We start from the raw sequence: 13,164 nt of genomic DNA, 5'->3' as shown, positions 1-13,164 counted from the left end.
GCGCGTCAGGGGGCCGGCTGGGCCGGCGCGTTGCCGGCCATGAGCTCGAACAGCTTGAAGATGGCGGTGGCGTTGAGTTCGCCCCAGCCCAGGTTCTGCGCCACCTTGTTGAGTTCGTGCACCGTGTTCGAGAGCAGCACCGGCACGCCGATGGCTTCCGAGTGGTTGCGGATCAGCTCGGTGTCCTTGACCATGGTGCGCAGGTGGAAGGAAACACCGAAGTCGCCGTCGATCATCGAGCGGCCCGCGCCTTCGATGATGGGCGAGCGGAAGTCCGACTCGCCCCACAGCGTGATCAGCTTGTGGCAATCGAGTCCCGACTTGCGCGCCATCGCGAGCGATTCGGCCAGCGCGGCCAGCACCGAGGACACCAGGTGGTTGCCGCTGAGCTTGGCCGCGCAGCCCGCGCCCACCGGCCCCATGTGGTGCACCGTGGCGCCGATGGCCTGCAGCAGCGGCAACGCGGCGGCCCAGCCGGCCGCGTCCGCGCCGGCCATGATCCAGAGTCCGCCCGCGTGCGCCTCGGCCTTGCTGCCGTGCACCGGCGCGTCGACGAACAGCGCGCCCTTGGCCGCGAAGGCCTGCGCCACCTCGCGTGCGGTGGTCGGCAGCTGGGTGCTCATGTCGATGAAGACCTGGCCTTCGCGCGCATGGGCGAGCAGGCCGTCGGGGCCGTCGAGCATCTGGCGCAGGCCGGCCTCGTTCCACACCAGGAGGATCACGTGCGTTGCGCCTTCGGCCGCTTCGCCGGGGCTCGCGCACCAGGTGGCGCCGGCCTTCACCAGTTCCTGCGCATTGACTTCGCTGCGGTTGTGGCAGCGCACTCCGTGGCCCTTGCCGAGCAGCGTCAGGCCGACGCCCGTGCCCATGACGCCGGTGCCGATGACTGCGATCTTCATGAAGAACTTCCGGTGGATGCGGCGGTGAACGCGCGCAGGGTGTCGATGATCAGGACGCCGACCGTGGCGCCCGCGTCCTGCAGGCCCAGCGACTTCTCGGGGAAGCACGCGGCCTTGCCGTGCTGGGCCACCATGGCCTTGGTGGCCTCGAGGCCGTCGGCGGCGGCTTGCGCGGCGGCTTCCAGCGCCGGCGTCAGCGCCACGCCTGCCGCGGCTGAGGCGCGCAACGACGTTGCGATCGGATCGAGCACGTCGAGCAGCGTCTTGTCGCCGCGCTTGGCCTTGCCGCGCTCGGCCACGCCGTCGTGGTACGCGGTCCAGAAGGCCGCGATCTCGGCGGTGCCGATGCTCGGCGCATCGCCCACGGCCTTGCCGCCGCGCATGAAGCCGGTGGCCGTCAGCGTGCCCATGGTCGACGGCGCCGCCTTCGCGATGGCCATGCCCGCGAGCTGCAGGGTCTTGCCGATCGGGTCGGTGGCGTTGGCCTTCACCGATTCCCAGGCCGCGTTGAAGCCCTTGTTCATCGTGATGCCCAGGTCGCTGTCGCCGACCTTGCCGTCGAGTTCGATCAGGAAGCTGCGCTGCGCTGTGAAGGTGTCGCTCAGGCGCTCGAAGAGGTCCGCGAGGTCGTTCTTGGCGATGTGGTCCATGGCAGGGGTCTCAGAGCTGTGGCTGGACGAAGAAGGGCGAGGACGCGGGGGCGGCGACCAGGCGCTTGAGCTCCTCGTCCATGCGCAGCAGCGAGATCGAGGCGCCGGCCATCTCCATCGCGGTCGCGAATTCGCCGACATAGGCGTGGAACACCGAGACACCGCGCTCGTTCAGGATTTGCGACACCTTGCGGAACAGGATGTAGAGCTCTTCCTGGGGCGTCGCGCCCAGGCCGTTCACCAGCACCGTGACCTCGTCGCCGCGGGTCAGCGACAGCTCGGCCAGCAGGGGGCGCATCATCTCCTCGACCACGAGGTCGGCGGCCTGCAGCGGGCCGCGGCGGATGCCGGGCTCGCCGTGGATGCCCATGCCGATCTCCATCTCGTCCTCGCCCAGCGAGAAGGTCGCATGGCCGACTTCGGGCACGATGCAGGGGCTCAGCGCCACGCCCATGGTGCGGGTCTGGGCCTTGGCCTTCTCGGCGACGCGCTTCACCTCGTCCAGCGTCATGCCCTCGGCGGCGGCGGCACCCGCGGCCTTGTAGACGAAGAAGATGCCCGCGACGCCGCGGCGCTTGTGTTCCTCGCCCACCACCGACGAAGCCGCGTCGTCGTTGCCCACCACCGACAGCACGCGGATGTCCTCGATCTCGGCCATCTCGGTGGCCATGTCGAAGTTCAGGATGTCGCCGGTGTAGTTGCCGTAGATGTAGAGCACGCCCGCGCCCTGGTCGATGGCCTTGGTGACCTCGAACATCTGGTCGGCGCTGGGCGACTGGAACACGCCGCCCACGGCCGCGCCGTCGAGCAGGCCCGCGCCCACGTAGCCGAGAAACAGCGGCAGGTGGCCCGAGCCGCCGCCAGTGGCCAGGCCGACCTTGCCCTGGCGACGGGGCGTGGCCGCAACGAGGCAACGGCGGTCGCTGGCCACGAAGCCGACCTGTTTGGGATGCGCGGCGTAGATGCCGTCGAGCATTTCGTCGACGAAGTCCTCGGCCTGGTTGAGGAATTTCTTCATGGGTGGTTCTCCTTGAGGGGGTGCGGGGCGAATGGAGGGTCAGCGGCGGCGGATCGCGAAGAAGGCGCCGGCGACCAGGATGAAGGCGCCGACCACGACGCGCTGCCAGGTGCTGGGGATGCCGGTCATGATCAGCACGTTGTTGATGGCCACGACCAGGAACACGCCCAGCAGCGTGCCGGTGACCGTGCCCGTGCCGCCGGTGATGCGCGCACCGCCCAGCACCACGGCCGCGATCACGTCGATCTCCATGCCGACCAGGTCGAAGGGGTTGGCCAGCCGGTTGCTGCAGACGTGGATGATCCCGGCCAGGCCGGCCAGCGCGCCGGTGTAGGCGAAGATGAACAGGTGCACGGCGCGCAGGTTGTAGCCCAGGCGCTCGGCCACGGCGCGGCTGCCGCCGGTGGCGAAGATCGCGCGGCCCATCAGCGTCTTGTTCAGGATCCACCAGGTCAGGCCGGCCACGATCGGCAGTGCGAGGAAGAACACCGGCAGCACGGCGCGCGCGCCGTCCGTGGTGCGCTCGATCAGCGCGAGCTTGCCGAAGCTGTCCATCTGCTCGGGCAGCGAGGTGACCCAGACCGTGCCGATGAAGGTCAGCAGGAAGCCACGGAACAGGTACTGCGTGCCGATGGTCACGATCAGCGAGGGCGCCCGGAGCGCGTGCACCAGGAAGCCGTTGATCAGTCCCAGCAGCCCGCCGCCCAAAGCGGCCGCGAGGAACACCAGCACCAGCGGCGCACCGGGGAAATAGGTGACGATGAGCTGCGTCACCGAGTACATCGACAGCGCGGCGATGGCCGTGAAGGACACGTCGATGCCGCCCGCGGCCAGGATCACGAACACGCCGAGCGCGAACAGCCCGATCACCACGCTGGAGCGCGCGATGTCGAACAGCGACGAGGCCTGGAAGAAGCTCGGGTTGATGGCGCCGACCACGGCGCACAGGCACACCAGCAGGAACAGCGTGAACAGCTCGGGCCGGCGGTCGAGGCGTCGGCGCAGGCGGTCGCCCCAGGACAGGCTGGGCGCGACGGCGGCGTGGGGCGCCACGGCGGTGGTGCTGGGGGCATTCAAGACAGGGTCTCCTCGGGGATCTTGTGCGGCGCCGCGGGCGCACCGCTGGCGGTCATGGCGTCGTAGAGCGCTTCCTCGCGCGCCGTCGCGGCATCGAAGGCGGCGGCGATCTCGCCGTGCCGCATGACCAGGATGCGGTCGCAGTTCTGCAGCAGCTCGGGCAGGTCGTCGCTGATGACGATCAGCGCCATGCCCTTCTCGGCCAGCGCCTGGATCGCGCGGTAGATGGTGTCCTTCGAGCCGATGTCGACGCCGACCGTCGGGCCGTGCAGCACCAGGAGCCGCGGCGCAATCGTGAGCCATCGGCCGATCAGCACGCGCTGCTGGTTGCCGCCCGACAGCGACTGCACCGGCAGGTCGACGTTGGGCGTGGCGATGCGCAGTTCGTCGACCAGGCCCTGCGCGATGGTGCGCGCCTTGCGCTGGTCGAGCAGGCCCAGGCCGCTGCGCAGCCGGTCGAGCACCAGCGCCACCATGTTCGAGAGGATCGGTTTGTCGAGGAACAGTCCCTCGGCCAATCGGTCTTCGGGCACGTAGCCGATGCCGTGGTCGATGGCGTCGGAGGGCTGGGCCAGGTGCACGGTCTGGCCGTCGAGTCGCATGGTGCCGGCGGTGGCCGCGAGCACGCCCGCGATCGCCAGGCCGAGTTCGTTGCGGCCCGAGTCCATCAGGCCGGTGATGCCCAGCACCTCGCCGCGCGCCAGCGACAGGTCGACGCCGTGGAACTGCGCGCCGCGGCCGAAGCCCTCGAGGCGCAGCAGTTCGGTGTCGGTGGGGCGGCCGGTGCGGTAGCGGCTGCCGTCGATGGTCTTGCCGGTCATGAGCTGGCCCAGGTCGGTCTTGCTGTAGTCGCGGATCGGGCCCTGCGCCACGCACTGGCCGTCGCGGAAGACGATCGCCTGGCCGCCGATGCGGTAGCACTCGTCGAGCTTGTGGGTCACGAACAGCACGGCCACGTGGTCGCGCTGCAGGCCCGCGACCACGCGCACCAGGTTGTCGACCTCGCGCCGCGTGAGCGAGGTGGTGGGCTCGTCCATGATGACCAGCTTGGCCTGGGTGGCGATGGCACGCGCGATGGCCACCAGCTGGCGCACCGCCAGCGGCAGATCGGCCACCACGGTGTCGAGGAAGGCGTCGGTGCTCGGCAGGTCGACCGCCTGCAATGCGCGGCGCGCGGTCTCGTGCAGCGCGGCATGGTCGAGCCGGCGCGCGAGGCGGCCGTTGGCGCGCACCAGTTGTTCGGACAGGGCGACGTTCTCGGCCACTGTCATGTTGGGAAGGAGGGAGAGGTCCTGGTAGACCGTCTCGATGCCGGCGGCCAGCGAGGTGATCGGCGTGAGGGCGGCGTGGTCGACGCCCTCGAGCCGGATCGTGCCCTCGTCGGGCGGCTGGGCGCCGGAGATGATCTTGATGATCGTGCTCTTGCCGCAGCCGTTCTCGCCCAGCAGGTGGTAGATCTCGCCGCGTTCGATCGAGAACGCGACGCCGCGCAGCGCGTGCACGCCGCCGAAGCGCTTGTGGATGCCGCTGACTTCCAGGAAGGCGGGGGTGGGCGTCGACCCGCGCGCGCTGGGGGCGTCGGGCCGGTTCTGGACGGCAGGCATGCGGAAACCTCGGGGCTGTGCGTGAAGGAACGGGAAGCAGGCAGAGGCCCGGCCGGGCCTTCTGCTCAGGCTTCAGCTCAGAACATGTAGGGCTTGTAGGTGGCCTTGTCGACGATCACCATGGCGTTGCCGGTCAGCAGCAGGCCTTTGCCCGGACCCTTGGTCACGCGCACCTTCTCGTAGCCCTTGACGCCCAGGTCGATGCCGTCGGTCAGCGGCTTCTTCTCGAGCAGCAGCTTGGCGGCCTTGTTCATCGCGATGCCTGCGTCCTTCGGGTCCCAGAAGCCGATCGCGCTGATGGCGCCCGACTCGAGCAGCTTGGCCGAGGGGTTGGGCAGGCCGGTGCCGACGAGGCAGACCTTGCCCTGCAGGCCGGCTTCCTCGATCGCGCGGCCGATGCCGAGCACGTCGTTGCCGGCCGAGCTCTGGAAGCCCTTGAGGTCGGGGTGCTTGCGCAGGATTTCCTTGGCCTTCTCGTAGGTCTTGTTGGCGTCGTCGAAGGACTCGTTCTTCGCGTCGACCAGCGTCATGCCGGCGTACTTCTTGGCGTTCTGCGCGCCGGCATCGACCCATTGCAGATGGGTGCGGCTGCCCAGCGAACCGACGAAGGAGGTCCACTTGCCCTTCTGGCCCATGCAGGCGGCGAGCTTCTCGTTGAGCGCGGTGCCGTAGGCAGCGTTGTCGAAGGCCTCGATGTTGGCGTTGGTGTTCTTCTGGTTATCGGCCTCGTGCGTCACGACGACGATGCCGCGGTCCATCGCGCGCTTGAGCACGCCCTCGATCACCGCCGGGTCCATCGGCACCACGGCCAGCGCGTTCACCTTGCGCGCCACCAGGTCGTCGATGATCTTCAGCTGCTGCGCCGCATCGGAGGTCGCGGGGCCGCTCTGGCTGGCCACCACGCTGGGCGTGTTGGCCGCGAATTCCTTGACGCCGACGTCCATGCGGTTGAACCATGGAATGCCGGCGATCTTCACGACGGTCGCGATGACCGGCTTGTCTTGCGCATGGAGCACGCCGACGCTGGCGAGGAGGGCGGCACCGATCAACGATGTCTTGACGCAGGTGATCTTCATGTTGTCTGTCTCCAATGGATGGGGAAAAGGAAAGCCCTCAGGACGGATGCTTCGGCGCAGGAGGGAGCTGCGACGACGAGGTGCCGGACCGACCCGGCAGCCTGAACAGGCTTCCGACGTCGTAGCGACCGATGGCCAGGAAGACGAGCAGCAGCAGGCCCCAGGCGCAGTCGCGGAAGAAATTGGAGAGGTCGGCGAAATTCAGCATGCTCGACAGCAACTGCAGCGCGGTGGCCGACAGGAACAGGCAGGTCATGCGGCCGTAGCCGCCTTCGGGCTTCACGCCGGCCATCACGGTGATCAGGATCGCGATCAGCAGGTAGGACTGGCCGTAGTCCCACTTGACGTTGACATTGCGCGAGGCGATCAGCACGCCCGCCACGCCGGCCAGCGTGCCCGCCAGGCCGTAGGTGGTGAGCAGCAGCCGCGTCTGCGCGAAGCCCGCATAGCGCGCCGCCTTGGGGTTGGTGCCCATGAGGAACAGCCGGATGCCGAAGGGGCTGAACTTGAGCGTGGCGCCGATCAGCAGCGTGATCGCGCAGAAGATCAGGAAGGAGATCGGCACGCCCAGCAGCAGGCCGCTGCCGATTTCCATCAGCGGGTCGGCGCTGCCCACGCGCACCGAGGGGCCGCCCGACAGCGCCACCGCGAGGCCGGTGAACAGCAGCTGCGTACCGAGCGTGCACAGAATCGGCGTGAGCCCGAGCTTGGCAATCAGCAGGCCGTTGAACAGGCCGCCGATGAGCCCAACGATAATCGCCGCCGCGGCGAAGGCGATGGTGAAGAGCATCGGCGAGTCGTCGGCGGAGACGTAGGCCGACACCAGCATCGCGGAGGTCACGCCGGCCAGGTTGGCGAGCGCGATGCCCGAGAGGTCGATGCCGCCGTTGCCCGCGCTCATGGCCAGCATCACGCCGATGGCGAGCAGGCCGAGTTCGGGCAGTTGACCGGCCATCGACTGGAGGTTGTACGGATCGACGAAGGCACCGCGCGACATGGCGGCGCCACCGACCAGGACCGCCACGTTGATGGCCAGCAGGAACAGCAGCTGAGGATCGCGCTTCATCTTCAAGTTCAGTAAAAGTCTTATCGAATTTTAGTGAACTGAATCTCACGCAGGAAGCCGAAATGCCTAGGGCAAACCCGGGTGTGACACTGTACGAAGGCTCGCCTTAATACGAGATTTGCGACTTTTCCAGAGTTCATGCCCTGATGCTTGTATGCAGTTGCTTCTGAAAAATCACTTTAGAATTTACTAAACGTTCACCTTCGATAGCGCGTCACGCATCGAACCCCAGCCAAGGCCCCGATCCCATGTCGTCCACAGTCAAGGACATCGCCCGCATCGCGGAGGTCTCCGCCGCCACCGTCTCCCTCGTCATGAACGGCAAGGGTGGGATTTCCGAAGAGACGCGCGCGCGCGTACTGGCGGCCGCGTCGACGCTCAACTACATGCCGCGCCTGCCCAAGGGCGCAAAGGCGACCAAGCCCGCGCGTCAAGGCACGCTGCGCTTTCTCAAGATTTCCAAGCACGGGCACACGGTGAACCGTGACCACAACACCTTCATCTCCGACTACATCGACGGCATGTCGCTGCAGGCCAGCGAGTACGGCTACCAGCTGGAAGTCGTGAGCCACGAGGGGCAGCCGGTCGAGGACATCGTGGCCTCGCTGGCCGACACCGCGCTGGCCGGCGTGGTGGTGCTGGGTACCGAACTGACGGAAGCGGACATCCTGCTGTTCCAGGGCTGCGGCATGCCGCTGGTGGTGATCGACACCTTCCACGAATTGCTCGAGTGCAATTTCGTCAACATGAACAACGGCGATGCGGTGCACAAGGTGCTGTCGCATCTGGCGGAGCGCGGCTTTCGCCACATCGGCTTCATCGCCAGCAACGTGCAGACGGCCAACTTCCGCATGCGGCGCGATGCCTTCGTCGACGGCATGAAGCGCCTGGGCCTGGGTTTCAGCCCGCGCGACATCGTCACGGTCGACTCGACCTACGACGGCGCCTACCAGGACATGCTGGCCAAGCTCAAGGGCGGCTTCGCGGTGCCCGAGTGCTATGTCTGCACCAACGACATCATCACCTACGGGTGCATCAAGGCCCTGCGCGAGTTCAACATCCGGATTCCGCAGGACCTGTCGCTGGTCGGCTTCGACAACCTGCCGATGAGCGCCACGATGGATCCGCCGCTCACCACGGTCGATGTGTCCAAGCGCAAGATCGGCAACCTCGCGATCACCGTGCTCGACGAGCAGATCCGGGCGCCCGAGAGCCAGTCCGCGGTGAAGATCCTGGTCGGCGCGAACCTCGTGGTGCGCGACAGCGTGGCATCGCGCGCGGGCGCCTGACGGGCAGGGCGGGGCGTCCGGACCCTTCGGCGCCCGGCATCGGCTGCGATGCCCGCAGCGCGCACTTCAGCCGGACACGCGGCGCCCGACCAGCACCGGATCGGCGCGGTAGCGCTCGGGGAACACCTTCTTGAGATTGGCGACCTTGGGCAGGTCGTTGATCACGATGTAGGGCTGGTTCGGGTTCAGCGTCAGGTAGTCCTGGTGGTAGGCCTCGGCCGGGAAGAAGCGCTTCTGCAGTTCGATGGTGGTGGCGATCGGTGCGCCGAAGCTGCCGGCCTTGCCGAGTTGCTCGATGTAGGCCTTGGCGATGCGGGCCTGGTCGGCGTTCTGTGCGAACACGGTCGAGCGGTACTGCGTGCCGCGGTCGGGTCCCTGGCGGTTGAGCTCCGTGGGGTTGTGGGCCACCGAGAAGTAGATCTGCAGGATGCGGCCGTAGCTGATCTGCTTCGGGTCGTAGGTGATCGCGACCGCCTCGGCATGGCCGGTGCGGCCCGAGCCCACCGATTCGTAGCGCGCGGTCTTCTCGTCGCCGCCGGCGTAGCCCGAGACCGCGTTGGTCACGCCCTTGACGTGCTGGAACACGCCCTGCACGCCCCAGAAACAGCCGCCCGCGACGACCGCGGTTTCAGTGGCTGCGACCGTGGCGAGGTCGTCGGCGGGCGCCGGGATGATGACGGCACTCTCCGCCGCCATCGAGGGTGCGATCTTGAAGGCGGCCGCGGCGGCCAGCACCGCCACGGCACCGAGCGCCATGCGGCGCGGCAACTTGTCGGCGAGGGTCCATTGCGTGTTCATCTGAGGTCTTCCTTCGGGGTCAGGTGGGCGTCGAACGGCGAATCCGTGCCCTTCAATTCGGTCGACGCGCGCCTTCGGTTACGCCGGGGCGCATGAAATCTGCGAACCGTGGCTGTAACCGCCGGACGGCCCGGGCCGAACTTCCCCGTGGATGCGGTGCCGCAGGCCGACGCCAGACGGCCCGTCACCATGTACAGCGTTCGAACTTTTGAAGGATTTCCATGACCCCCCAAGGAAGACGTTCGGCACTCCTCGCAGGCGGCTCCACGCTCGCATTGGCCATCGCCTATGCGCTGGGCTGGAACCCGCGCCCCGCGCTGGCCGCCACCGCGGGCGCCTTCGAGCTGAAGCGCACCGAGGCCGAATGGCGCAAGCTGCTCACGCCGCAGCAATACGAGGTCATGCGCGAGGAGGGCACCGAGCGGCCTTACACCAGCCCGCTGAACAACGAGCACCGCGAAGGCATCTTCGCCTGCGCTGGCTGCAGCCTCGATGCCTTCTCGTCGAAGACCAAGTTCGACAGCCGGACCGGCTGGCCCAGCTTCTGGCAGCCCTTGCCCAACGCGGTCGGCGAGAACGTCGACAAGACCTTCGGCATGGTGCGGACAGAAGTGCACTGCAGGCGTTGCGGCAGCCACTTCGGCCATGTGTTCCCCGATGGCCCGAAGCCGACCGGGCTGCGCTACTGCATGAACGGCCTGTCGCTCCGGTTCACGCCGCGCGCGGCCTGAGGCGGGCTCAGGTCGACATCGCATCCAGCGCCTCGAGTGCGAAGAAGGTGTAGGCGACGAAGGCAACGATCGCCGCGTGGTTGGCCGTGGTGGCGAGCTGCTGCGGCCCGATGTCGCGCATCACGGAGCCGCGCCAGACGACGAGCATGCGCAGCCACTGGAGGCGGGGTCGAATGATCCGCGCTGGGGCGTGGATCGATCGCGTGGAAAAAATGCATGGCTGGCCGGAGAACCGATGGCTAGCAAAAAACGACCTTGGAGACTTTTGAGGGTCTCGGGTCGCCCCACGATGAAACTGAATTCTGAGGAAGGGCTGCGGCTGCTTTCAGCTGCTTTTCTTCCGATGGCGCGATCATATCCCAAATGAAAACGCTTCTCATTTAAAAACACCGCATGGCACAGGTTCTTTCCATGGAACCGACACCGGCGCCTACGCATGGCGCAAGAACGTGCCGAGCCGGGCCTCCCCCCATTCGTCGCTTTCGACGATGGCCCGCACGGCCTCGCGGCACAACACTTCCTCGCTTCGATCCTGTGGGAAAAAGGTGAGCGATGGCTTGGAAACTCAATGTGGCCGAGGCCGGATTCCGGGATGAAGTCCGGCGCTTCCTCGACGAAGCCCTGGCGCGCGAACTGCGCACCGCGGGCCGCCGCTGTGCAGGCATCTTCAGCGACTACGACGACGGCATCCGCTGGCACCGCATCCTGGCGCGGCGTGGCTGGAGCGTGCCGAGCTGGCCGGTCGAGCACGGAGGCACCGGCTGGACGCCGATGCAGCACTACATCTTCGCGAGCGAGCTCGCGCTAGCCGATGCGCCGCCGCTCGCGCCCAACAGCACGCGCATGGTGGCGCCGGTGATCATCGCCTTCGGCACCGAGGAACAGAAGCAGCGCTGGCTGCCCGGCATCCGCAACGGCGACGACTACTGGGCCCAGGGCTACTCCGAGCCGCAGGCGGGCTCCGACCTGGCGTCGCTGCAATGCCGCGCAGTGTGCGACGGCGAGCACTACGTGATCAACGGCACCAAGATCTGGACCACGCATGCGCACTGGTCCAACCGCATGTTCTGCCTGGTGCGCACCGCCAGCGGCGGCAAGGCGCAGCAGGGCATCAGCTTCCTGTGTTTCGACCTCGACCTGCCGGGCATCACCGTGCGCCCCATCGTCAGCATCTCGGGCGACCACGAACTCAACCAGGTGTTCTTCGACGATGCGCGCGTGCCGGTGTCCTCGCTGCTGGGCGAGGAGAACCAGGGCTGGAGCATCGCCAAGTACCTGCTCGCACACGAGCGCGGCCATGCCTGGGCGCCGCTGCTGCGCGCCCGGCTGCGGCGGCTGCGCGAGGCGGCACGCACGGCGTGGCCGCACAGCGGGGCCGACGAAGCCCGCGACATGGCACTGCGCCTGGCGGAGGCCGATTGCGCGATCGATGCCGTCGAGGCGCTCGAGCTGCAGGCCCTGCGCGCGCAGGTGCAGGGCGAGCCGCCGGGCATTCGGCCCTCGATGGGCAAGGTGCTGGGCTCCGAACTCCGCCAGCGGCTGACCGAGCTGGGCATCGAGATCGCCGGCCGCTACGCCGCGGTGAACCTGCCGCTGGCCGATTGCCTGCAGGGCGAACTGCCCGTGCCCGAGGAAGCGGCCTTCTCGATGTCGGCCTACCTCAACGACCGCGCCGCATCGATCTACGCGGGCTCCAACGAAGTCCAGCGCAACCTCATCGCCGCACACCTGCTGCGCGGCTGAACGCCATGACCACCGACACCCTTCACAGCGAACGCGACGAAACGCTCGCGATGCTCGGCGACAGCCTCGCGCGCTACCTCGGCGAGCGCTTCGATCTCGACCAACGCCTGCGTTCGCTGGCCGAAGCCGTGGACGCGCCGCCGGCCTTCTGGTCCGGCCTGTCGCGCGAACTCGGCCTGCTGGGCGCGGCCCTGCCCGAAGCGCAGGGCGGGCTCGGCGGTGGCATGGCCGCGCACGTGGCCGTGATGCAGACGCTGGGCGGCGCGCTCGCGGGCGAACCCTATCTGTCGAGCATCGTGATCGGCGCGGGCCTGCTGCAACGCCAGCCGGGCGCGTTCAGCGATGCGCTGCTGGCCGACGTGGTCGAGGGTCGCGCGGTGCTGGCCTTCGCGCATGCCGAGCCCGAGGGCCGCGACGAACGCGCCGAAGTGCGCACGCGGCTGGTGCGCGATGCCGAAGGCTGCGAGGTCGACGGCTACAAGGCGGTCGTGCATGCGGCGCCCTGGGCCACGCACCTGATCGTGTCGGCGCGCAGCGGCGGCCAGCCGGGCGACGCCGAGGGCTTGTCGCTGATCGTGGTGGAGCGCCATGCGCCCGGCGTACAGCTGCGGCCCTATGCGCTGCGTGACGGCACCCGCGCGGCCGAGCTGCGGCTCGACCGCGTGCGTGTGCCCGCCGAGGCACTGCTGGGCCGCGAGGGGGCGGCGCTGCCGCAGATCGAACAGGCGCTCGACGAGGCCACGCTCGCAGTCTGCGCCGAGGCCGTGGGCGTGATGCGCCGGCTGCTGGCCGACACGCTCGACTACGTTCGCGAGCGCAAGCAGTTCGGCGTGGCCATCGCGAGCTTCCAGGTGCTGCAGCACCGTCTGGCCGACATGCACATGGCGCTGGCCCAGGCCGATGCGCTGACCCAGGCGGTGCTCGAGGCGATGGAAGGCACGGCCGACGAACGCGCGCGGGCCGTCTCCTCGGCCAAGGTCGCGGTCGCGCGCGCATGCAGGGCCGTGGGGCAGGGCGCGGTGCAGTTGCACGGCGGCATGGGCATGACCGAGGAGCTGGCCATCGGCCACTGCTTCCGGCGCGCGACGCTGATCGAAGCGCAGTTCGGCTCGGCCGCGTGGCATCTGCGACGGGTCGCGCGGCTCGAAGCGCAGCGCGCGTCGGCAATCGTCCCTTTCGACGATGCCCCGGGGCGATGACGCTTCCTATGATC

The 13,164-nt window shown here is 68.2% G+C and carries 13 protein-coding genes; 4 read left to right on the top strand and 9 right to left on the bottom strand.

The window, feature by feature from the left end; genetic code table 11:
• Positions 1-5: 5 nt before the first annotated feature.
• The 7 genes from ACSFBC_RS02350 to ACSFBC_RS02320 all read right to left on the bottom strand — a co-directional run bounded on the left by ACSFBC_RS02350 (position 6) and on the right by ACSFBC_RS02320 (position 7,390).
• Complete coding sequence (locus tag ACSFBC_RS02350; protein ID WP_435508695.1) at positions 6-899, bottom strand: NAD(P)-dependent oxidoreductase; 894 nt, start codon at positions 897-899, stop codon at positions 6-8.
• Positions 896-1,549 (bottom strand): dihydroxyacetone kinase subunit L, encoded by a 654-nt coding sequence (locus tag ACSFBC_RS02345; protein WP_435508694.1) that lies wholly within the window; start codon positions 1,547-1,549, stop codon positions 896-898. The genes ACSFBC_RS02350 and ACSFBC_RS02345 overlap by 4 nt, the downstream gene beginning before the upstream one ends.
• 10 nt (positions 1,550-1,559) lie before the next feature.
• Positions 1,560-2,567 carry a dihydroxyacetone kinase subunit DhaK gene (locus ACSFBC_RS02340; protein WP_435508693.1) on the bottom strand — a complete coding sequence of 336 codons (1,008 nt, stop codon included), beginning with the start codon at positions 2,565-2,567 and terminating at the stop codon, positions 1,560-1,562.
• 39 nt (positions 2,568-2,606) lie between these two features.
• Complete coding sequence (locus ACSFBC_RS02335; RefSeq protein ID WP_435508692.1) at positions 2,607-3,644, bottom strand: ABC transporter permease; 1,038 nt, start codon at positions 3,642-3,644, stop codon at positions 2,607-2,609.
• A complete protein-coding gene (locus ACSFBC_RS02330) occupies positions 3,641-5,248 on the bottom strand; it encodes a sugar ABC transporter ATP-binding protein (protein ID WP_435508691.1) in 1,608 nt (535 codons plus the stop codon). Before ACSFBC_RS02330 ends, ACSFBC_RS02335 begins: the two co-directional genes overlap by 4 nt.
• A 77-nt stretch (positions 5,249-5,325) precedes the next feature.
• Entirely contained in the window at positions 5,326-6,324 is a 999-nt protein-coding gene (locus ACSFBC_RS02325; protein WP_435508690.1) for a substrate-binding domain-containing protein, read from the bottom strand.
• 37 nt (positions 6,325-6,361) lie between these two features.
• On the bottom strand, positions 6,362-7,390 hold the full coding sequence (locus ACSFBC_RS02320; RefSeq protein WP_435508689.1) for an ABC transporter permease: 1,029 nt from the start codon (positions 7,388-7,390) through the stop codon (positions 6,362-6,364).
• Positions 7,391-7,638: 248 nt separating this feature from the next.
• Between ACSFBC_RS02320 and ACSFBC_RS02315 the strand changes: the two genes are divergently transcribed.
• On the top strand, positions 7,639-8,679 hold the full coding sequence (locus tag ACSFBC_RS02315; protein WP_435508688.1) for a LacI family DNA-binding transcriptional regulator: 1,041 nt from the start codon (positions 7,639-7,641) through the stop codon (positions 8,677-8,679).
• A 66-nt stretch (positions 8,680-8,745) separates the two neighbouring features.
• Here ACSFBC_RS02315 and msrA read toward each other — a convergent pair whose 3' ends face one another.
• Positions 8,746-9,477, bottom strand: coding sequence for a peptide-methionine (S)-S-oxide reductase MsrA (msrA, locus tag ACSFBC_RS02310; protein ID WP_435508687.1), 732 nt, complete (start codon positions 9,475-9,477; stop codon positions 8,746-8,748).
• A gap of 221 nt (positions 9,478-9,698) precedes the next feature.
• On the opposite strand from msrA, the gene msrB reads away from it, so the two are divergent.
• Positions 9,699-10,208 carry a peptide-methionine (R)-S-oxide reductase MsrB gene (gene msrB / locus ACSFBC_RS02305; protein ID WP_435508686.1) on the top strand — a complete coding sequence of 170 codons (510 nt, stop codon included), beginning with the start codon at positions 9,699-9,701 and terminating at the stop codon, positions 10,206-10,208.
• A gap of 7 nt (positions 10,209-10,215) precedes the next feature.
• Here msrB and ACSFBC_RS02300 read toward each other — a convergent pair whose 3' ends face one another.
• Positions 10,216-10,356, bottom strand: a complete 141-nt coding sequence (locus tag ACSFBC_RS02300; RefSeq protein ID WP_435508685.1) for a hypothetical protein — start codon at positions 10,354-10,356, stop codon at positions 10,216-10,218.
• 404 nt (positions 10,357-10,760) lie between these two features.
• On the opposite strand from ACSFBC_RS02300, the gene ACSFBC_RS02295 reads away from it, so the two are divergent.
• A complete protein-coding gene (locus ACSFBC_RS02295; RefSeq protein ID WP_435508684.1) occupies positions 10,761-11,951 on the top strand; it encodes an acyl-CoA dehydrogenase family protein in 1,191 nt (396 codons plus the stop codon).
• Between the two features lie 5 nt (positions 11,952-11,956).
• The gene (locus tag ACSFBC_RS02290) at positions 11,957-13,150 is read left to right on the top strand and encodes an acyl-CoA dehydrogenase family protein (protein ID WP_435508683.1); all 1,194 of its coding nucleotides are present in this window, start codon (positions 11,957-11,959) and stop codon (positions 13,148-13,150) included.
• The last annotated feature ends 14 nt before the right edge of the window (positions 13,151-13,164 follow it).

Source organism: Variovorax frigidus (assembly GCF_051216515.1).
GTDB lineage: Bacteria > Pseudomonadota > Gammaproteobacteria > Burkholderiales > Burkholderiaceae_C > Variovorax.
This window is presented reverse-complemented; position numbering and strand designations above follow the sequence as displayed.